The organism is Pararhodobacter marinus, assembly GCF_003122215.1.
GTDB lineage: Bacteria > Pseudomonadota > Alphaproteobacteria > Rhodobacterales > Rhodobacteraceae > Pararhodobacter > Pararhodobacter marinus.
Genome location: NZ_QEYD01000005.1, coordinates 135,368 through 156,286 on the forward strand (window position 1 = coordinate 135,368; position 20,919 = coordinate 156,286).

19 protein-coding genes are annotated in these 20,919 nt (G+C 67.0%); 16 read left to right on the forward strand and 3 right to left on the reverse strand.

Features of this window, described 5'->3' with window-relative positions; all coding sequences use genetic code 11:
• Window positions 1–140: 140 nt before the first annotated feature.
• On the forward strand, window positions 141–1,991 hold the full coding sequence (locus C4N9_RS09400) for an ABC-F family ATP-binding cassette domain-containing protein (RefSeq protein WP_109533072.1): 1,851 nt from the start codon (window positions 141–143) through the stop codon (window positions 1,989–1,991).
• 65 nt (window positions 1,992–2,056) lie between these two features.
• Here C4N9_RS09400 and C4N9_RS09405 read toward each other — a convergent pair whose 3' ends face one another.
• Window positions 2,057–2,914, reverse strand: a complete 858-nt coding sequence (locus C4N9_RS09405) for a peptidoglycan-binding domain-containing protein (RefSeq protein ID WP_109533073.1) — start codon at window positions 2,912–2,914, stop codon at window positions 2,057–2,059.
• 130 nt (window positions 2,915–3,044) lie between these two features.
• Here C4N9_RS09405 and C4N9_RS09410 point away from each other — a divergent pair, with 130 nt between their 5' ends.
• The gene (locus C4N9_RS09410) at window positions 3,045–3,662 is read left to right on the forward strand and encodes a MarC family protein (RefSeq protein ID WP_109533074.1); all 618 of its coding nucleotides are present in this window, start codon (window positions 3,045–3,047) and stop codon (window positions 3,660–3,662) included.
• Window positions 3,663–3,758: 96 nt separating this feature from the next.
• On the forward strand, window positions 3,759–4,367 hold the full coding sequence (locus tag C4N9_RS09415; protein ID WP_109533075.1) for a retropepsin-like aspartic protease family protein: 609 nt from the start codon (window positions 3,759–3,761) through the stop codon (window positions 4,365–4,367).
• Between the two features lie 16 nt (window positions 4,368–4,383).
• On the opposite strand, the gene C4N9_RS09420 is transcribed toward C4N9_RS09415, so the two are convergent.
• On the reverse strand, window positions 4,384–4,872 hold the full coding sequence (locus C4N9_RS09420) for an RrF2 family transcriptional regulator (RefSeq protein WP_109533076.1): 489 nt from the start codon (window positions 4,870–4,872) through the stop codon (window positions 4,384–4,386).
• Between the two features lie 252 nt (window positions 4,873–5,124).
• Here C4N9_RS09420 and C4N9_RS09425 point away from each other — a divergent pair, with 252 nt between their 5' ends.
• From C4N9_RS09425 to pstB, 13 genes are all read left to right on the forward strand, one after another.
• Window positions 5,125–6,063, forward strand: coding sequence for a DMT family transporter (locus tag C4N9_RS09425; RefSeq protein ID WP_109533077.1), 939 nt, complete (start codon window positions 5,125–5,127; stop codon window positions 6,061–6,063).
• A 181-nt stretch (window positions 6,064–6,244) separates the two neighbouring features.
• The gene (gene cysS / locus C4N9_RS09430; protein ID WP_109533078.1) at window positions 6,245–7,660 is read left to right on the forward strand and encodes a cysteine--tRNA ligase; all 1,416 of its coding nucleotides are present in this window, start codon (window positions 6,245–6,247) and stop codon (window positions 7,658–7,660) included.
• Window positions 7,661–7,837: 177 nt separating this feature from the next.
• On the forward strand, window positions 7,838–9,460 hold the full coding sequence (gene cimA / locus C4N9_RS09435) for a citramalate synthase (protein ID WP_168192185.1): 1,623 nt from the start codon (window positions 7,838–7,840) through the stop codon (window positions 9,458–9,460).
• Between the two features lie 71 nt (window positions 9,461–9,531).
• On the forward strand, window positions 9,532–10,215 hold the full coding sequence (locus tag C4N9_RS09440; protein WP_109533080.1) for a class I SAM-dependent methyltransferase: 684 nt from the start codon (window positions 9,532–9,534) through the stop codon (window positions 10,213–10,215).
• Window positions 10,212–11,195, forward strand: coding sequence for an alpha/beta fold hydrolase (locus tag C4N9_RS09445; RefSeq protein WP_109533081.1), 984 nt, complete (start codon window positions 10,212–10,214; stop codon window positions 11,193–11,195). The genes C4N9_RS09440 and C4N9_RS09445 overlap by 4 nt, the downstream gene beginning before the upstream one ends.
• Before the next feature lie 40 nt (window positions 11,196–11,235).
• On the forward strand, window positions 11,236–12,015 hold the full coding sequence (locus C4N9_RS09450; protein WP_109533082.1) for a squalene/phytoene synthase family protein: 780 nt from the start codon (window positions 11,236–11,238) through the stop codon (window positions 12,013–12,015).
• Between the two features lie 139 nt (window positions 12,016–12,154).
• Window positions 12,155–12,610 carry an SRPBCC family protein gene (locus C4N9_RS09455; protein ID WP_109533083.1) on the forward strand — a complete coding sequence of 152 codons (456 nt, stop codon included), beginning with the start codon at window positions 12,155–12,157 and terminating at the stop codon, window positions 12,608–12,610.
• 98 nt (window positions 12,611–12,708) lie between these two features.
• Window positions 12,709–13,371, forward strand: coding sequence for a nucleoside/nucleotide kinase family protein (locus C4N9_RS09460; protein ID WP_109533084.1), 663 nt, complete (start codon window positions 12,709–12,711; stop codon window positions 13,369–13,371).
• 76 nt (window positions 13,372–13,447) lie between these two features.
• On the forward strand, window positions 13,448–14,368 hold the full coding sequence (locus tag C4N9_RS09465; protein ID WP_109533085.1) for a carbohydrate kinase family protein: 921 nt from the start codon (window positions 13,448–13,450) through the stop codon (window positions 14,366–14,368).
• A 194-nt stretch (window positions 14,369–14,562) separates the two neighbouring features.
• Window positions 14,563–15,570 (forward strand): PstS family phosphate ABC transporter substrate-binding protein, encoded by a 1,008-nt coding sequence (locus C4N9_RS09470; protein ID WP_109533086.1) that lies wholly within the window; start codon window positions 14,563–14,565, stop codon window positions 15,568–15,570.
• Between the two features lie 75 nt (window positions 15,571–15,645).
• Window positions 15,646–17,013 (forward strand): phosphate ABC transporter permease subunit PstC, encoded by a 1,368-nt coding sequence (gene pstC / locus C4N9_RS09475; RefSeq protein WP_109533087.1) that lies wholly within the window; start codon window positions 15,646–15,648, stop codon window positions 17,011–17,013.
• Window positions 17,010–18,383, forward strand: coding sequence for a phosphate ABC transporter permease PstA (pstA, locus tag C4N9_RS09480; protein ID WP_109533088.1), 1,374 nt, complete (start codon window positions 17,010–17,012; stop codon window positions 18,381–18,383). The genes pstC and pstA overlap by 4 nt, the downstream gene beginning before the upstream one ends.
• A 28-nt stretch (window positions 18,384–18,411) precedes the next feature.
• Entirely contained in the window at window positions 18,412–19,218 is an 807-nt protein-coding gene (gene pstB, locus C4N9_RS09485) for a phosphate ABC transporter ATP-binding protein PstB (RefSeq protein WP_109533279.1), read from the forward strand.
• Between the two features lie 200 nt (window positions 19,219–19,418).
• Here pstB and ggpS read toward each other — a convergent pair whose 3' ends face one another.
• Complete coding sequence (ggpS, locus tag C4N9_RS09490; RefSeq protein ID WP_109533089.1) at window positions 19,419–20,918, reverse strand: glucosylglycerol-phosphate synthase; 1,500 nt, start codon at window positions 20,916–20,918, stop codon at window positions 19,419–19,421.
• Window position 20,919 lies beyond the last annotated feature (1 nt).

Sequence of the window (20,919 nt, forward strand, 5' to 3'; positions counted from 1 at the left end):
CGCCAATGAACGCGCGCGGAGGCGTCCTGGCAAGCCGAAATGGCGTCCGACCTTGCGACTGTGCGCAGGTTGTCGCGGGCGGGGGCCTTCGTGCCTGCGCCCGCTGGTGCAGCGCGCGGGCTTCTGCTAAGCGGCGCCTCATGTTGACCATTTCCGATCTCACCTATTCCGTCGATGGCAAGCCTCTGATCGTCGAGGCCTCGGCGCGCATCCCGACCGGGCACAAAGTCGGTCTTGTCGGGCGTAACGGCTCGGGCAAGACCACCCTGTTCCGGCTGATCCGGGGCGAGCTGGTTTCCGAGGGCGGCACGATCAGCCTGCCCAACCGCGCGCGCATCGGCGGGGTGGCGCAGGAGGTGCCGTCCTCGTCGACCTCGCTGCTCGATACCGTGCTGCAGGCCGATACCGAACGCGCGGCCCTCATGGCCGAGGCCGAAACGGCGACCGACGCGCACCGCATCGCCGACGTGCAGGCGCGTCTGGCCGATATCGACGCGTGGTCGGCCGAGGGGCGGGCGTCGGCGATCCTGAAAGGGCTGGGCTTCACCGCCGAGGAACAGCTGATGCCGTGTTCCGATTTTTCGGGCGGCTGGCGGATGCGGGTGGCGCTGGCCGGCGTGCTGTTCGCGCAGCCTGACCTTTTGCTGCTGGACGAACCGACCAACTATCTGGACCTCGAAGGGGCGCTGTGGCTGGAAAGCTACCTGGCGAAGTATCCGCATACGGTGATCGTGATCTCGCACGACCGGGGGCTTCTGAACCGGGCCGTGGGCGCGATCCTGCATCTCGAGGACAAGAAGCTCACGCTCTATTCCGGCGGCTACGACACCTTCGCCAAGACCCGCGCCGAACAGCGCGCGGTGCAGGCGGCCGAGGCGAAGAAACAGGATGCCCGCCGCGCGCATCTGCAAAGCTTCGTCGACCGCTTCAAGGCCAAGGCGTCGAAAGCCCGGCAGGCGCAGAGCCGGGTGAAACAGCTTGAGAAGATGACGCCCATCACCGCCCCGCATGAGGCGGCAAAACACGTCTTCACCTTCCCCGCACCCGAGGAACTTTCGCCGCCCATCATCGCCATGGAGGGCGTTTCGGTGGGCTATGGCGATCATGTGGTCCTGCGCAAGCTGTCGCTGCGCATAGATCAGGATGACCGCATCGCGCTGCTGGGCCGCAACGGCGAAGGGAAGTCCACACTGTCGAAACTGCTGGCCGGCAAGCTCGACAAGATGGCCGGGTCGATGACCGTCGCGGGCAAGCTGCGCGTCGGCTATTTCGCCCAGCATCAGGTCGATGAACTGCATCTCGACGAGACACCGGTGCAGCATGTCCGCCGCCTGCGCCCGACCGAGGGCGAGCCGCGCCTGCGCGCGCGACTGGCCGGTTTCGGGCTGATGGCCGATCAGGCCGAGACCGTGGTGGGGCGGCTTTCGGGTGGGCAGAAGGCGCGGCTGTCGCTACTGCTGGCCACGATCGACGCGCCGCATCTTCTGATCCTCGACGAACCGACCAACCACCTCGATATCGAGAGCCGCGAAGCGCTTGTCGAGGCGCTGACCGCCTATTCGGGCGCGGTGATCCTGGTCAGTCACGACATGCATCTGTTGTCGCTGGTGGCCGACCGGCTGTGGTTGGTCAAGGATGGCGGCGTCGCGCCGTACGAGGACGATCTGGACAGCTACCGCGCGTTGCTGCTGGGCGGTGACGAGTCCGAGAAGAAGCCCAAGGCTGAGAAACCCGCCAAGCCCAAGGCCACGCGCGAGCAGGTTCAGGCGCTGAAATCCGAGCTGCGCAAATGCGAACAGCGGGTCGAGAAGCTGGAAGAGATGCGCGAGAAGCTGGCCAAGAAACTGGCCGATCCCGCGCTCTACGAAGACGGGCGCAAGGGCGATCTGGATGTCTGGAATCGCAAGTATGCCGAGGTCATGGAGGGTCTTGACCGGGCCGAGGCGCTTTGGATGAAGGCAACGGAAGCGCTTGAAAACGCTCAGGAATGAATGTCAGGCAAAATAATGCCTGACATTCGTATTTCCAATGTATGATGAATGGACGCCCGCCTGTGTCACTCGGCACAGTCGGGCGGGGTCAGGGCGTCCGGCGATGCGATCATCGGCGCTTCGGTGAGACGGGTCAGGGCAGCCTCGGACAAGCCTTCGTCGACGGGCAGGCACTGGTCGGACAGGAAGGCGCGCAAGGCCGCGTCGGTCGCGTCGCCCGGCCTGCCATCCATGCGTCCCGGCTCGTAGCCCCTGAGGGTAAGCGCGATCTGCAGCGCGCGCAGGCTGCCGGCTTTCAGCCCCTCGGCCAGCCCTTCGGTCGCGTCGTCGGCCAGCCAGCCCAGCGGCTCGACCCGCTCCAGCACCCCGTCCCGGAACACCATCGCCGACAGCGCCTGTCCCAGCAGGGCGCAGGCGCGGCAGCCATCGGTGATCTGGTCCGAGACGACGAACCGTTGCACCGCGCCGGTCCGCCGATGGCCGACGACCGTCATGCGGAACGCGGGCATCGCGTCTGGATACTCCCGCATCAGCGCCCGGCTTTGCGGATCCTCGGGGCGGGGGCCAAGCTGCGGTTGCACGGGGCCGCCCGCGCCGTTGAGCAACAGCGACTGGTCGTTTGTATTGGCGAGGAAGGGAAACACCACGTCGCCCAGATCCACGGGACCCAGCTCCGTGAAGCCCAGCAGGAAACCGGGCCCCGGCAACGTGTCCGAGGCGGCAAGCTGCCGCGCGAAGGTCAGGGCGCCGGGGCTCATTCCGGAGGCGTCGAGACAGGCCCAGTAGGCCGCATCCGGTCCCCGGTCGCGGGGGCAGGCCATCACCGTTTCGATCTGTGCGACATTAGCCGGTCCCAGATCCTGCGCCGCTGCGGGCAGGGCCGACAGCGCGACCAGCGCGGCGAACGGAAATCGCGGATTCATCGGGGGCTCCTTGCGTCGCTGCTCGCAGCCACCCTTGCGCCCGATGCCCGCCGCGTCAAATCACGGCCGATTGACGGGGAAAGCGGTTTGACGATTGACTCGGGGCCCCGCAGCCGGAAAGCCTTGGATCATGCCCGATATCGCCTTTCTCACCACGGCCTTCGTCACGCTTTTCGTGATCATCGACCCGGTCGGGCTTGCGCCGCTTTTCATTCCGCTCACGGCGGGGATGGATGCGCGCCAGCGCCGCATCGTCGGCGCGCGGGCCTGTATCATCGCCGTCGCGCTGCTGTCGGTCTTCGGTCTGGCGGGCGAGACGATCCTGTCGACCATCGGCATCTCGATGCCCGCTTTCCAGATCTCGGGCGGGGTGTTGTTGTTCCTGACCGCGCTCGACATGCTGTTCGACCGCCGCCAGCCCCGGCGCGAGGGCCATGCGCAGCAATCGCCCGACCCGTCGGTCTTCCCGCTGGCGATGCCGCTTCTGGCGGGGCCGGGGGCGATGGCCTCGATGATCCTGCTGGTCAACCAGACCGAGACGACGACCGGCGTGCTGGCCGTTCACGCGGTGATGCTGCTGGTCGTGGCCGCGGCTTTCGGCTTTTTCCTGCTGGCGCCGGTGCTCGAGCGGCTTCTGGGCCGGGTGGGCGAGATGGTGGTGACGCGGCTCATGGGCCTGCTTCTGGCCGCGCTGGCCACGCAATTCGTGCTAAACGGGGCACGCGCCGCCGGGGTCATACCCGTCTGAGGCGCCCGTCGCTGACGCCGACGTGACAGCGCGCCCTCTGTCATACAGGCGCCACGCCCCCTACATTCAGGGCATCCCGTACACGGAAAGGCCCGGATGGACGCCCTGCCACAGCTCTCTGACGACGACATCGCGCGCCTTGTCTATCTGGGGGTGCTGGGCGTTGCGCTGATCGGTTACGCGCTGGTCGCGACCCAGGGGCGGCTTCTGACCTTTCTGCGTCACGCAATCCTCTGGGCGCTGATCTTCGTCGGCGCGGCCGCGGCTTACGGGCTCTGGGACAGCACGCAATTCTCGCGCTCGGCCGTGCAGACCGCCGAGGGCGACGGCATGGTCCTGCGCCGCGGTTTCGACGGGCAATATCATGTCACGCTGGACATTACCGGCCCCAACGGCGTGCCGACGCCCGTGCGCTTCATCCTCGATACCGGGGCCACCGACATGGTCCTGACGCAAGAGGATGCCGCCAAGCTGGGCTTTGCCGAGGACGACCTGCGCTATCTGGGGCTGGCCAGCACCGCCAACGGGATGACGCGGACCGCGCAGGTCACGCTGGACCGGGTCGCGCTGGAAGGCCATGTCGCCAGCGGCGTGCGCGCGCTGGTGAACGAGGGCGCGCTGCATGCCTCGCTTCTGGGGATGCGCTATCTTGAACGCTTCTCGCGCATCGAGATCATGCGCGACCGGCTGCGCATCACGTTCTGAGCTGTTCGAGTGATCGTCAGGCGGGGACTGCTTGCGCCTGCGCGCAGCGTGCTGTGCTGACGCGGCGCGTGCAGTCTTCCAGGGACAGGATCGCCTCGAGCCCCTCGTTGCAATCGGTCAGCTCGCCCAGCGTCACCGGATCGAGCGAGGCATAGAAGCTTTCGACCGCACGGGTCAGGTGCTGGGACATCCGGCAGACACCCTTGAGCGGGCAGGTATTGTCCTCGGAGAAACACTCGATAAAGGGCAGCTCGGCCTCGAAGGCGCGAAACACCGCGCCGACCGAGATTTCCGCCGCCGGACGCGCCAGCGAGAAGCCGCCGTGGCGTCCGCGCAACGTGGTGATGAAGCCCGATTGCCCAAGTTGGTTGACGACCTGCGCCAGGTGGTTCTCGGAGGCGTTGATCGCCTTGGCCACGTCGCTCTTGCGGACGATCCGCTCGGGATTGACGGCGCAGACCATCAGGGTGCGCAGGGCAAGATTGGTTCGGGTGGTCAGACGCATCGCATTCTCCAAAACACCGGACAGGGCGCGGCCGGGACCGCTTTGATACGTCCAGGGGACAGGTTAATCGGCGCTGCCGCCTTGATTGAGATCAAGTTCGCGCAACCGATGCGGGCAAATGAGGCGCTTTTCAGCGGAAAATGGGCCTTTGCGCGCGGCGAGCGGCCCTTTGGCATGTCGCATTGCGCGCGGGCTTTCCTTTCGCCTGTTAACGACCTAGATCCGTCGGGCACCTTTCGGACGGATCCGCCCATGCGCTCGACCCTTCTTGCCGCCGTCTTCGCCATGCTCGGCTGCACGATGCTGGTTGCGGGCACTACGCTGATTGCCAAGGCGCTGGGCAGCGGCGCGCTGGGCCAGCAGGTCCATCCGCTGATGATCAGCCAGTCGCGCTTTCTGTGGGGCTTCATCGCGGTTGCGTTGTTCCTGGGGCTGCGCCGGGCTACCGGACGCCAGCCATGGCGCCAGAGCGCGGATACACCGCGCCCGCATTACCGCCGCCACCTGATCCGCACGATGCTGGGCTATACCGGCGGCGGGCTGATGTTCGCGGCCTCGGCGCATCTGCCGCTGGCCGATGCCAACGCGCTGAGCTTTACCAGCCCGGTGGCGACGATGGCATTCGCGATCCTGGTTCTGGGTGAAAGGGTCGGGCCGTGGCGCTGGGCGGCGGCCTGCATCGCCATGGCGGGTGCGGCCATCCTGCTACGGCCCGGCGCGGGCGTGATCCAGCCTGCCGCGCTCTTGGCGCTGGGGGCGGCCGTCTGCATGGGGATCGAGAACATCTTCATCAAGCGGCTTGCCACCTCGGAACCCTTCGGACGCACGATGCTGATCAACAACGCGATGGGGATGGGGATCTCGGCGGTGATCGCCACGCCGGTGCTGACCTGGCCGGAAAGCCCGCAGGTCTGGGCCGCCCTTGTCGGGATCGGCGTCGTCATGGTCAGCGCGCAGATCCTGCTTCTGACCGCGAACAGGCTGGCCGATGTCAGCTTCGTCGCGCCCTTCTTCTACATCACGCTGGTCTGGGCGGCGTTCTACGATATCGCCGTATTCGGTCTGTGGCCCGATGCGGTCAGCATCACCGGCGCCTGCATCGTCGTGGCGGGCGGGCTGCTGATGACATGGCGCGAGGTGCGTGCAGGCCGCCGCACGCTGCCCGGCGCCACCGGCAACGCGCTGCGCTGAACGCTTGCGCGAGGCCCGCGCCGGTGCTATCCGACCTGCCATGACCACGCTGCGCATCATCATCTGCTGCATTACCCGCTGAGCTTTGGCTCGCGCGGGGCGTTGTCTTTTCCTCATGAGAAGCGCATAGCCCACCCCGCGCGGGGGTGCCCGATTTGTCGCGATCAGGGGAGACGACCACATGACGGCTATCCGCCTCTACAACACCCGCACCCGCGCGAAGGAAGACTTCGCGCCTTCGGATCCGGGCAATGTGCGGATGTATGTCTGCGGCCCGACCGTCTATGACCGCGCGCATCTGGGCAATGCCCGGCCCGTGCTGGTCTTCGACACGCTGTTCCGGCTTCTGCGCCATGTCTACGGCGAGGATCACGTCACCTACGTGCGCAACTTCACCGACGTCGACGACAAGATCAACGCGACCGCGCTGGCGCGCAAGGAGGCGGGCGCCGAGGGCACGCTGGAAGAGCTGATCCACCAGCGCACGCAGGAAACCATCGGCTGGTATCACGCCGATATGGGCGCGCTGGGCGCGCTGACGCCCACGCATGAGCCGCGCGCGACCGCGTATATCGGCGCGATGATCGCGATGATCGAGGACCTGATCGCCAGAGGCCACGCCTATGCGGTCGACGGGCATGTGCTGTTCAAGGTCCGCTCGTATCCCGATTACGGCAAGCTGTCGGGCCGCTCGGTCGATGACATGATCGCGGGCGCCCGCGTCGAGGTCGCTCCCTACAAGGACGACCCGATGGATTTCGTGCTGTGGAAGCCCTCGGATGCCGGGCTGCCGGGCTGGGACAGCCCGTGGGGCCGGGGGCGTCCGGGCTGGCATATCGAGTGCTCGGCCATGTCCTACGAGTTGCTGGGCCCGTCCTTCGACATCCATGGCGGCGGGATCGACCTGCAATTCCCCCACCACGAGAACGAGATCGCGCAAAGCTGCTGCGCCCATCCGGACGGCGGCTTCGCGCGGGTCTGGATGCATAACGAGATGCTGCTGGTCGAGGGCAAGAAGATGTCCAAGTCGCTGGGCAACTTCTTCACCGTGCGCGAGCTGCTGGACCAGGGCTATCCGGGCGAGGTGATCCGCTTCGTCATGCTGTCCACGCATTACCGCAAGCCGATGGACTGGACGGCCGAGCGCGCGCGCGAGGCCGAGGGCATCCTGCGCGGCTGGCGCGCCATGGTCGCGGAGGCCGAGCCCACCGGACCCGACGCCGAGATCGTCGAGGCGCTGGCTGACGACCTGAACGTCGCCGGTGCGATGGCCCGGCTGCACGCACTGGCCAAGGCGATCGCTGCCAACCCGCAAAAGGACTGTTTCTACGAGAAAGGCGTCTTCCTTGCCTCGGCCCGTCTTCTGGGCCTGTTGGAGGACGGGATGGGCGACTGGGCGCGGGGCGTGGACCTGTCGGGCCTTGCCGACAAGCTGGCGCGACTGCGCGCGGCCGCGATGGAGACCAAGGATTTCGCCCCGGTGGATGCGCTGAAAGCGGCGCTGATCGCGGCGGGGGTCGAGGTGCGGATGTCGAAAGCGGGGGTCGAGCTGGTCCCTGGCGCAGGGTTCGACCCGGCCAGGCTGGAGGGGTTGTGAGATGAGCCTGATGGCGGCGCTTTTGGCCCGTGGCGAACCGGGGGTTTCACACCCCCGGACCCCCGTGGAGTATTTGAGGCAAGGTGAAAGGGGCGCGGCGGGCCGGGCCCCGGGGAGCGGGGGGGCGGCGATTTTCCTGCCGGCCTGCGGTGTTTGCGATGTGAAAGGGGGTGCGGCGTGACCGAGCGGCTCTATCTCTATGACACCACCCTGCGCGACGGGCAGCAGACGCAGGGGGTGCAGTTCTCGACCCCCGAGAAGCGGGTGATTGCCGCCGCGCTCGACGAGCTGGGCGTGGACTACATCGAAGGCGGCTGGCCGGGTGCGAACCCGACCGACAGCGAGTTCTTCGAGGCCAGGCCCGATCTGCGCGCCACCTTCACCGCCTTCGGCATGACCAAGCGCGCCGGGCGCTCGGCCGGGAATGACGAGGTGCTGGCGGCGGTGATGAATGCGGGCACGCGCGCGGTCTGCCTGGTGGGGAAGACGCATGATTTCCACGTCACAACGGCCCTGGGCATCACGCTTGAGGAAAACCTGGAGAATATCCGCGCCTCGGTCGCGCATATGGTCGCGCAGGGGCGCGAGGCGCTGTTCGATGCCGAGCATTTCTTCGACGGCTACCGGGCCAGTCCCGGTTACGCGCTGTCCTGCTGCAAGGCGGCTTACGAGGCGGGCGCGCGCTGGGTGGTCCTGTGCGACACCAATGGCGGCACCTTGCCCGCCGAGGTCGGGCGCATCGTGAGCGAGGTGATCGCTGCGGGCATACCGGGCGAGCGGCTGGGCATCCATTGTCACGACGATACCGGCAATGCGGTGGCCTGTTCGCTGGCGGCGGTCGATGCGGGCGCGCGGCAGATCCAGGGGACGCTCAACGGTCTGGGCGAGCGTTGCGGCAACGCCAACCTGACCAGCCTGATCCCGACGCTGTTGCTGAAGGAACCCTATGCCAGTGCCTATGAGACCGGCGTCACGCGCGAGGGGCTGACGGGCCTTGTGCGGCTGTCGCGCAAGCTCGACGATATCCTGAACCGGGTGCCGCTGCGTTCGGCGCCCTATGTCGGGGCGTCGGCCTTTGCCCACAAGGCGGGGCTGCATGCCAGCGCGATCCTGAAGGACCCGACCACCTACGAGCATATCGCCCCCGAATGGGTCGGCAATACCCGGCTCATCCCGATGTCGAACCAGGCCGGGCAGTCGAATCTGCGCGCGCGGCTGCAGGCGGCGGGGATCGAGGTTGCGGCGGGCGATCCGCGGCTGGCGCAGATCCTGGACGAGGTCAAGCTGCGCGAGGATCAGGGCTATGCCTATGACGGCGCCCAGGCCTCGTTCGATCTGCTGGCGCGCGAGCAGCTGGGCCTTCTGCCGCGTTTCTTCGAGATCAAGCGCTACCGCGTCACGGTCGAGCGGCGCAAGAACCGCTATGACCAGATGGTCAGCGTCTCCGAGGCTGTGGTCGTGGTGAAGATCGGCGACACCAAGACGCTGTCGGTCAGCGAAAGCGTCGATGAAAGCGGCACCGACCGGGGCCCGGTCAACGCGCTGTCCAAGGCGCTGGCGAAGGATCTGGGGCCGTACCAGGCGTCGATCGACGACATGAAGCTGGTCGATTTCCGCGTGCGGATCACGCAGGGCGGGACCGAGGCCGTGACCCGCGTCATCATCGACAGCGAGGACGGCAAGGGTCAGCGCTGGTCGACGGTGGGGGTGAGCCCGAACATCGTGGACGCGTCCTTTACCGCGTTGCTGGACGCGATCCGCTGGAAGCTGTTGCGCGACGGGGTCGAGCCGCAGATGTGACGGGTGGCCGGGGCGTGCCCCGAGCAGCGATTGCGCTATGTCTTGACCCGCGCGAACGAACAGGAGCCGCCATGTCCATCATCGACCTTTTCCTCACCCTCGACCGCGCCGGGCCGGGCGACGCCGAAAGCCTGCGCTGGGCGCTCGATGTGGCGCAGACGCCCGCCGATGCGCGGGTGCTGGATGCGGGCTGCGGCACCGGGGCGGATACCGGGACGCTGATCCATGCGGTGCCGCGGGGGCGGGTGGTGGCGCTCGATGCGGCCGAAGCCTTCATCGACGTGGTTGCCGGGAAATACCCGCAGGCCGAGGCGGTCGCGGGCGACATGCTGGTGCCGCCGCCCGGGCCTTATGACCTGATCTGGTCGGCGGGCGCGGTCTATAACACGGGCGTCGCGGCGGCGCTGTCGGCATGGCGACCGCATCTGGCCCCGGGGGGGCGGGTCGCGTTCTCGGACCTGCGCTGGACCGGCATGGAGCGCCCGCAGGCGGTGGTCGATTTCTTCGCCAGCGAGGGGGTGACGCTGTCCGATTGCGACGCGCTGGAGGACGAGATCGCGCAGGCGGGCTGGCGGGTTCTCGGCGCGCGCTGGGTCGGACGGGCCGGCTGGGCCGCCTATTACGAGCCGCTCGAAGCGCAGCTGGCCAATGAGCGCGACCAAGCGCTGGTCGAAGCCTTCAAATCCGAGATCAATTGCTGGAAACTGCACGGCGACAGTTACGATTACCGACTCGTTGTCGTGGAGCCTGAATGAGTTTGCTTGCCAAGATTGCCGTCTCTGCCGCTTTGTGCGTGGCCATTCCCGCAACGCTGGCGCTGGGTCTGATCGCCAGCGACCGGCCCCAGCGCGATCTGAGGGCCGAGGGGGAGGGGCTGGATTTCTCGGTTTTGCAGCGCGCGGAACTGCCCGAGCTTCAGGCTTACACGGCGCGCGACGGGACCGGGCTGGGCTACCGGCAATGGCTGTCAGGGCGCGACGACGCGCCGCTTCTGGTGGCGGTGCACGGTTCGGGCTGGCATTCGGCGCAGTTCGCGGGTCTCGGGCCGGCCCTGGCTGAAGCGGGGATCGACGTGATCGCGCCCGATCTGCGCGGTCACGGCCCCGACCCGCAGCGGCGCGGGGATGTGGATTACATCGGCCAGTTCGAGGACGATCTCGCCGATCTCATCACCCGGACCGCGCGCGCGGGGCAGAGCGTCGTGATGCTGGGCCATTCCTCGGGCGGGGGGCTGGTCATCCGCTTTGCCGGCGGAGAGCACGGCGCGATGATCGACCGCGCGGTGCTGCTGGCGCCTTTCGTGCAATACGACGCGCCGACCGCGCGGCCCGCTTCGGGCGGCTGGGCGCATGTGCTGACGCGGCGGGTGATCGGGCTGTCGATGCTGAACATGGCGCATGTCACGGCGCTGAACCACCTGACCGTGATCCAGTTCCGCTTTCCGTCCTCGGTGCTGGACGGGCCGCTGGGAGAGACCGCGACGCGGGCCTATTCCTATCGCCTGAATACCGGCTTCGCCCCGCGCCGGGACTGGCAGGCCGATATCGCCGCGCTGCCGCCCTTCCTGCTGATCGCGGGCGCGCGGGACGAGGCCTTTGTGGCCGAGGCCTACGAGCCGACCTTCGCGGCCATCACGGATCGCGGGGACTACGCGCTGACCGGGGCCACGCATCTGTCGGTGGTCGACGATCCCGAGACGCTGCAACGCGTCATCGACTTTATGGGCACAGACTGAGACTCTGGCCATCGCGCCTGCGCCGCGCTATGGCGCTCTGATGGACGCGCCCGCTCTGACAGCCCCGCAAATCAACGCCTGTGCGGCCCTTGTTCAAAAGGGCGACCCCGACCGTTTCCTAGCGGCCATGGCGGCGCCGGTGGCGGCGCGGGGGCCGCTCTTCGTGCTCTATGCGTTCAATCTTGAAGTCGCCCGCGCCCCCTGGGTGACGAAAGAGCCGATCATAGCGCAGATGCGGCTGCAATTCTGGCGCGACGTGCTGGATCTGGAAGAACACAAGGCGCACGAGGTCGCGGCCCCGTTGCAGGCGCTGGTGCGCGCGGGCCTCGATCCGGCGCCGCTGGCCGAGATGATCGACGCGCGCGAGGCCGAGATCGGCACGCAGGCCCCGTTCCCGGACGAGGCCGCGCTGTTGCGTTTTCTGGACGCGACGTCCGGTGCCCTGATGGTGGCAAGCGTGCGGGCGCTGGGCGGACCCGACAGCCGGGCGGCCCGCGTCGCGGGGCAGGCGCAGGGGCTGGCCAATTATCTGCTGGCCGTGCCTCAGATCGAAGCGGCGGGGCGCCGGGCGCTTCCGCAGGACGATGCCGACAGCATCGCCCGGCTGGCGGGCGGGATGCGCGACAGGCTGCGGGCGGAACGAGGGGCACTGAAGGCGCTGCCGCGTGCTGTGCGTCCGGCTTTGCGCGCGGGCTGGCGCAGCGATGCCCTGCTGCGACAATCTGCCACCTTTCCCGGCAGGGTCCGGGCCGGGCAACTGGCGCAGTCGGAATTCATGCGCCGGGGCGGCATCTTATTGCGCCAGATCCTGGGTCGCTGATTTCATCACGGCAGAAAAGCAGCGTGGCGCGGTTGATAAGCCGTGAAACCGTCCTACGCTCTTTGTGTTTTCGGGTTCAGGGGATTTTTGACAGACGCGTGCAGGTCCGGGCGACCTGCCTTTACGATTCGAGGTCACGATGATCGGTCATGGCGTGCCGGGGCTGGATATCCGGCAAGAGCATGAATACCCGGTAGCCGCCGCCGGCGTTTTTGCCGCCCTGACGCTGGGTCTGGATGCCTGGTGGCCCGTCGATGAGCGCGTCATCGGACCCGAGGGGCATTTGTCCCTGACCGCGCAACTGGGCGCGCCGCTGGTCGAAGAGGCGCCCGGCGGTCAGGCGGCGATCTGGGCGGTGGTCGATCTGGTCGAACCCGACCGGCGGCTCTACCTCAGCGGCTGGTTCGGCGTGAACGGCGTGGTTGCCGGGCGGGTCCATTTCGACCTGACCGATCTTGAAACGGGCTCGCGGCTGAAACTGTCGCATCAGGCGATCGGGCCGGTCTCGGAGGACGTGCATTCGCGGCGTCGCGCGCAATGGCGGCGCATTCTGGACAGGTCGCTGCGCGAGCATCTGTCGGGCCTTTCGGTCTGATCCGCGACGCTCCGGTCGGGTCCGATCTGGCGAGAGCCGCTCTGCGCCGTGTATGAAGGCTCAAGGAGCCGGTCACACAGGCTCGGGGGAGGGGCCGCATGGATGTGGAATTGATCGTCGCGCAGGTTCTGGCGCGTCTCGGGGCGCCCCAGGGCCGGGTGTTCGTGGCCCTTGCCGGGCCTCCCGCCAGCGGCAAGTCCATGCTGGCCGACGCGCTGGCGCAGGGGTTGGGCCACGCGCTGGATTGCGGGGCGGCGGTCATGCCGATGGACGGCTATCACCTGGACAATGCGGTGCTGGACCAGCGCGGGGATTCCGGCCATTGGCGGCGGCGCAAGGGGGCTCCCTGGACCTTCGATGTGGACGGAATGCTGCGCGATCTGCAGCGGCTCAGGGCCGATGACGGCCCGGTCTGCGTGCCGGTTTTCGACCGCGACCTGGACCTGTCGCGCGCCGCCGCGCGCGAGATCCCGCCCGAGGCCCGGGTCATCGTGGTCGAAGGCAATTACCTGCTGCTCGATCACCGCCCCTGGGACGCGCTGGCGGCGTTCTGGAATGCCAGCGTCTGGCTCGATGTCGATGAAAAGGTGCTGACAACGCGGCTGATCCGCCGCTGGCAGGGGCACGGATTCGAACAATCGGCGGCCCGCGCGCGGGCGATGGTCAACGATCTGCCCAATGCCCGGCTGGCGCAGCAATGCTCGCACGCCGCCGATGTGGTGATCCGTCAGCCCCGCGATCCGGTGCCCGGCGGCAGATAAATCAACAAGTGTTATTTATTGACAGGACGGCGGTTTCGCGCTTCTGTGCCGCCCATCTGCGAGAGGGGGAGAGCCGATGATCCTGTGTTGTGGGGAAGCCCTGATCGACATGCTGCCCGACGCGGCCGGCGGCTTCGTGCCGCATCCCGGCGGCGCGGTGTTCAACACCGCCATCGCGCTGGGCCGGCTGGGCGCGCCCACCCGCTTCCTGTCGGGGCTGAGCGCGGATTTCTTCGGCGACATGCTGCGCGACAGGCTGACGGCCTCGCAGGTCGATACCGCGCTTTGTGTGACCTCGGACCGGCCCTGCACGCTGGCTTTCGTGCGGCTGGTGGACGGTCACGCCACCTATGCCTTCTACGACGAGAATACCGCCGGGCGGATGCTGTCGCCCGGGGATCTGCCCGACGCGCTGAGTGCGCTCAAGCCTCAGGCGCTGTTCTTCGGGGGGATCTCGCTGGTGGTCGAGCCCTGCGGCACCACCTATGAGGGGTTGATGACCCGCGCCGCGCGCGACGGGCATGTGACGATGGTCGACCCCAATATCCGCCCCGGCTTCATCCGGGATGAAAGCGCCTATCGCGCCCGGCTCGACCGGATGCTGGCGCGGGCCGATATTGTGAAGATCTCGCTCGAGGATCTCGACTGGCTCGCGCGCGGGGACGGAGAGGCCTATGTCGCGCGTCTTCTAAAGGGCGCGACATCGGTCGTGTTCCTGACGGATGGCGGGGTGGGCGCCACGGCGGTCACGCGCCGGGGCCGGGTTTTCGAACCCGCGCGGCGTGTCAGCGTGATCGACACGGTCGGCGCGGGCGATACGTTCAACGCGGGCGTGCTGGCCAGCCTGCGCGACCAGGGCGTGCTGAGTCGCGACTCACTGCCGCAGATCGGCGAATCGGCCCTGACCCGCGCGTTGAAGACCGGCGCCGCGGCGGCGGCGGTCACGGTCAGCCGGGCAGGGGCCAATCCGCCCTGGGCCTCGGAGCTGTCGCTTTAACCTTCTGATAACGGGGCATCTTGCCGGGGCCGCGCGCAGATCCGCCGCGGCCCTCGGCGTGTTTTGCGTGCCGAGGACCGGTGCCTGTTACAGAAGTGTCATGCAGACGTGACAGAAGCGTCATGCAACGGGCGTACCCGGTGCACAGCCTCAAAAGAGGGGCTGGACCCCGAACCGACCCAGGAGTGAACCTTATGTTCGTCAAAACCACGAGCCGCCTCGCGATCATCGCTGCCGCCGGTGTCATGGTCGCCGCGCCCGCCTTCGCGCAGAGCCGCACCAACATCCAGATCGCCGGCTCGTCGACCGTGCTGCCCTTCGCCTCGATCGTGGCCGAGGAATTCGGCCAGATGTTCCCCGAATTCGAAACCCCGGTCGTCGCTTCGGGAGGTTCGTCGGGCGGTCTGCGCCAGTTCTGCGCCGGTGTCGGCCCGGAAACCATCGACATCGCCAATGCCTCGCGCGCGATCCGCAGCTCGGAAATCGAAGCCTGCGCCGCCGCCGGTGTAAGCGACATCCGCGAGATCCGCATCGGCTATGACGGCATCGTCTTCGCTTCGGCCGCCGAAGGCCCGGAATTCGTGCTGGAGCCGCAATTCGTCTACCAGGCGATCGCCGCGAACCTGCCCGAAGGCACCGAAGCGCCGACCCTGTGGTCGGATATCGACCCCTCGCTGCCCGAACAGCCGATCATGATGGCGATCCCCGCCTCGAACCACGGCACCCGCGAAGTGTTCGAAGAGAAAGTCATCTTCCCGGGCTGTGAAGCCGTCATGGGCGAAGACACCGACCACGAAGTCTGCGGCGAACTGCGTCAGGATAACGTGATCGAGATCGCCGGCGACTACACCGAGACGCTGGCCCGCCTGTCGTCGGATGCCAACACCGTCGGCGTGTTCGGCCTGTCCTTCTACGAGCAGAACACCGACACCCTGCGCGTCGCCACCATGTCGGGCGTCACGCCCTCGCTGGAAACCGTCGCGTCGGGCGAATACCCGGTTTCGCGCCCGCTGTTCTTCTACGTGAAGGGCGAGCATATCGGCGTCATCCCCGGCATCGAGGAATACGTCCAGTTCTTCCTGTCGGACGCCATGGCCGGTGCCGGTGGCCGTCTGGAAGAAGCCGGCATGATCCCGGCGCCCGCCGAAGAAACCGCCGAAGTTCTGGAGAACTTCATGAACGGCGTGACCGTCAGCCAGTAATGGCCAGCCTGTGACGATGGCGCCCCGGAATCCTCCGGGGCGCCATTCCCTTGCCCCAGATGTGAAGCCGCGCGCATGACCAGCGTCCTGATCGCCGCCCTTGCCCTGATCCTGATGGGCGTCGCCTATCAACAGGGCGTTTCCCGTAGCCGCGCCCTGTCAGGCGCCTCCCGTCTGCACAGCCGACCGCAATATCACGGCGCCTTTCTGGCGCTCTGGGCCACGGTGCCGCTGCTGCTCGTCCTTCTGATCTGGGTCGTGACCTCGGGCATGATCCAGGACTGGTACATCGCCCGTCAACTTCCCGCCGACATCCTGCCCGGGACGACCGACTATGCCAGCGCCGCCTCCCGGCTGCGCAACATCGCCTCGGGCTTCGGCGTCGCGGGCGAGGTCGCGGCGTGGGAAACCGAAGCGGGCGAAGGCCTCGCGCGGTTCATGACCATCCTGCGGCTCAGCATCGTGGCGCTGGGTGCGCTGGTCGGCATCGCCTGCCTTCTGGTGATGCGCGCCCGGCTCAGCCCGCGGCTGCGCGCGCGCAACCATGTGGAAACCGTCATCAAGACGGTGCTGATCTTCTGCTCGGTCGTGGCCATCCTGACCACGATCGGTATCGTCCTGTCGCTGGTGACCGAGACGATCCGCTTCTTCACCTATGTCTCGCCGGTCGATTTCTTCTTCGGCACGGTCTGGAACCCCGGCTATTCGACCACCTCGAACGAGGCTTCGGGCAGCTACGGAATGCTGCCGCTCCTGGTCGGGACGATCATGATCTCGGCGATCGCGATGCTGGTGGCGCTGCCCGTCGGGCTGATGTCGGCCATCTGGCTCACGCAATATGCCTCGCCCCGGCTGCGCAATGTCATCAAGCCGGTGATCGAGGTGCTGGCCGGCATCCCGACCATCGTCTACGGTTTCTTCGCGCTGGTCACCGTCGGTCCCGCGCTCGCCGGATTCGGCGAGATGATCGGGCTTGATATCAACGCGACCTCGGCCCTGACGGCGGGGATCGTGATGGGGATCATGATCATCCCCTTCATCAGCTCGCTGTCCGACGACATCATCCGGCAGGTGCCGCGCGCGATGCGCGACGGCTCGCTGGGGCTGGGCGCGACGAAGTCGGAAACCATCCGCATGGTCATCGTGCCCGCCGCGCTGCCGGGGATCGTCGGTGCCATCCTGCTGGCCGTCAGCCGCGCCATCGGCGAGACGATGATCGTCGTGCTGGCTGCCGGTAACGCGCCGATCCTGCGGTTTGACCCGACCGAACCCGTCTCGACCTTTACCGTGACCATCGTAACCGCCCTGACCGGCGACGCCGATTTCGCCTCGCCGCAATCGCTGGTCGCCTTCGCGCTGGGCCTGACGCTGTTCGTCATCACCCTCATGCTGAATATCGGCGCGCTGGCCATCGTGCGGAAATACCGGGAGCAATACGAATGACCGAGATCCTGGAAACCGAGGCCGAGGCCAATACCCGCCGTCGCGCGCAGGTCCGCAACTCGCTCTCGCGCCGCAACCGCGCCGAGCAACGCTTCAAGCTTCTGGGCCTTGGCTCGGTACTGGCGGCGATGGCCTTCGTCGCGGTGCTGTTCGGCAATATCCTGACCAACGGCCTGCCCGCCTTCTGGCAGTACAACGTCGACGCCGAGGTCTATTTCGACCCCGAGGTCATCAATGTGCCCGACGTCCCGGTGCATCAGGCCGGGCAGTCCGAGGCCGATTTCCAGGCCGAGATGCTGGGCTGGCAGCGCCGTCTGGCGATGGTGAACTGGAACCGCATCCTGGTGGCCTCGGTCGAGGGCGCGCTGGCCGAGGCCGGGGCCGACACCGAGATCGACGCCCGCTCGGCGCAGTCCATCATCGATTCCGGGGCGCGTTTCGTGCTGCGCGACATGGTGCTGGCCGATCCCGCGATCATTGGCGAACGGCGCGAGATGCAGCTTCTGCTGTCCGCGGATGGCGATAACTGGGCCAAGGGCAAGCTGTCGCGCGACCTGCCAGACGACCGCCAGCAGCTCAGCCGCCCGGCGCGCGACGCGATCGACCGGCTGGAAGAGGCGGGCATCGTTCACCGGGCCTTTGCCTGGCACATCTTCACCAATGTCGACAGCCGCTCGTCGCCCGCTTCCGCCGGTCTGGCCGGTGCCTTCGTGGGCTCGTTCTACATGATGCTGGTGGTGATCCTGCTGGCGGTGCCGATCGGCGTGTCCTCGGCCATCTATCTCGAGGAATTCGCGCCGAAGAACCCGTTCACCGACCTGATCGAGGTGAATATCAACAACCTTGCCGCGGTGCCGTCCATCGTCTTCGGCCTGCTGGGGGCTGCGGTGTTCATCAACATCTTCCACCTGCCGCTGTCGGCGCCGGTGGTCGGTGGTCTGGTGCTGACGCTGATGACGCTGCCCACGGTGATCATCGCCACGCGCTCGGCCTTGCGCGCGGTGCCGCCCTCGCTGCGGCAGGCGGCTTTGGGGATCGGTGCGTCGAAGACGCAGATGGTGTTCCACCACGTCCTGCCCGTCACCTATCCCGGCATCCTGACCGCCTCGATCCTGGGGGTCGCGCAGGCGCTGGGCGAGACCGCGCCGCTTCTGCTGATCGGCATGAACGCCTTCGTGGCCAATGTCCCGGCCACGCCGATGGATCAATCCGCCGCTCTGCCCGTGCAGATCTACCTGTGGCAGGGCAACGAGAACCGCAATTTCTTCGAAGAACGCACTTTCGCGGCTATCATCGTGCTGCTGGCCCTGATGATCGTTCTGAACGCCCTGGCCATCTGGCTGCGCGGCCGCCTGGAAAGGAAAGCCTGACATGAACGCGACCTCCGATACCTCGCCCATGGGCGCAAACCGCATCGTCCCCTCGGCCCCGGCATCGAGCGCGGGCGCGGAAAGCCGGATCTCGGCCCGGGACGTCACCGTCCATTACGGCGAGAAACAGGCGATCTTCGGCGTGTCGATGGACGTGCCCGAGAAATCCGTCACCGCCTTCATCGGTCCGTCGGGCTGCGGGAAATCGACCTTCCTGCGCTGCTTCAACCGGATGAACGACACGATCGAGGGCTGCCGCGTCGGCGGCGAGATCACCATCGACGGCGAGGATATCCACGATCCCGCTCTGGACGTTGTGGAACTGCGCGCGCGGGTGGGGATGGTGTTCCAGAAGCCCAACCCGTTCCCGAAATCCATCTACGACAACATCGCCTATGGCCCGCGCATCCACGGTCTGGTCAAGTCCAAGGCCGAAACCGATGCGCTGGTCGAAAGCTCGCTGAAGAAGGCGGGGCTGTGGAAAGAGGTCTCGGACCGTCTGGACCAGCCGGGCACCGGGCTGTCGGGCGGCCAGCAGCAGCGTCTGTGCATCGCCCGCACCATCGCCACGGGGCCCGAAGTGATCCTGATGGACGAGCCCTGCTCGGCGCTCGACCCGATTGCCACGTCGATCGTCGAGGACCTGATCCACGAGCTGCGCGAGCAATACACGATCATCATCGTCACCCACTCGATGCAGCAGGCCGCCCGCGTGTCGCAGAAGACCGCGTTCTTCCACCTGGGCAAGCTGATCGAGTACGGCGAGACCGAGCAGATCTTCGTCAATCCGAAGGAAAAGCAGACCGAGGCCTATATTACCGGCCGTATCGGCTGAGCGGGTCCGCGCGGGACGGGTGAGCGGTTTCGCCCTTGCCCGCGCCGCCTCCGGCGCCGAGGTCTCGGGCGACCGGAAGGGGGGCTCTGCCCCCCACGGGCCCTGCGGGCCGTTCCCCCCGGAAACCCGTCACGCCAGAAAAACACCCCCGCGCCGCAAGGCCGGGGGTGTTGTCTTGGCGGGCCGGCCGTTGTCCCGGGTCAGCCCGCCGCCCAGCTGTCCGACGTCATGTCATGGCCGAACGCCTTCATCTGGTCCTCGGCCCAGAAGCGCACGTCGTGGCGGCGCACGATCTCGCGGTTGGCCTTCATGCGGCCATGCCGCTCGGTATCCGGCAGGGACAGCGCATACTGGATCCCCTGATCCATGGATTTGTGCGAGAACGGGTTGGTATGGACGGCGAAACCCAGCTCGACCGCCGCGCCCGCGAATTCCGACAGAACCAGCACGCCGTCATTATCCATCCGCGCCGCGCAATATTCCTTGCACACAAGGTTCATCCCGTCGGCCAGGGGCGTGATCCACGCCACGTCGGCGGCCTGATAATAGGCGACCAGATCGCGGAACGGGACCGGGCGCGAGATCAGCGAGACGGGCTGCCAGTCGAAGGTCCCGTAGCGCCCGTTGATCATGCCGGCCAGATGCTCGAGATCGTGCTGGATCTCTTCATAGGCCGTCATGTTGGCGTTCGCCGCCGCCGAGACATGCATCAGCCGGATCTTGCCGCGCAGGTCGGGCCGGGCCTCCATCAGCCGCTCGAAGCTTTGCAGCTGTTCGATCCCGCCCTTGGTGTAGTCGGTGCGGCCGACCGACAGGATCAGCTTGCGCTCGCCCAGCTCTTCCTTGATGCGCGCCAGACGCTCGGCGGTTTCGGCGCTGGTGGCGACCTTTTCGATGTAATCGACATCGACGCCGACCGCGCTGGCCTGCAGCCGGATGACCCGGCCCTCGTACCCGATCTCGGTGACGACCGATTGCTCGGACAGGGCCGTGGTCTGCGCCGAGAGTTCGTCATGGACCTTCTCGCGCTTGAGCGTCTCGACTTCCAGAAGCGAGCGCGCGGCCGAGACGAAGTTGTTGGCATAGCGCGGGATGTGGAAGCCCACGACGTCGCAGGCGAGCAGGCTTTCAAGGATCTCCTTGCGCCAAGGCAGCACGTTGAACATGTCGGCCGAGGGGAAGGGCGTGTGGTGGAAGAAGCTGATCTTCACATCCGGCCGCAGCGTGCGCAGATAGCCCGGCACCAGCCACAGATTGTAGTCGTGCACCCAGACCACCGCGCCCTCGGCCGCCTCGGCGGCGGCGGCTTCGGCGAAGGCCCAGTTCACCTCGCGGAAGGTGGGCCAATCGACGGGGTCGTAATTGTAGCGTTCCTTGAAGCCGTGCAGGATCGGCCAGAAGGCCTCTTTCGACGAGATATGGTAAAAGCTCGTTACCTGTTCGGGTGTCAGCGGCAGCCGGGTCACGGTGTATTTGCCGTATTGGTCGTCGATCTCGATCACCCGCTCGAAATCGGGGTTCGAGGGGTCTTCGGCATGTTTCCACGCGACCCAAGCCCCCTTGTCGAACCGTCCGAAGAAGCTTTTCAGCGTCGGCACGATGCCGTTGGGGCTTTTGTTCTCATGGTACTCGATCTTCCCGTCGACCTCGACCTCTTCATAAGGCTGGCGGTGGTAGACGATCACAAGATTGGAGGACATG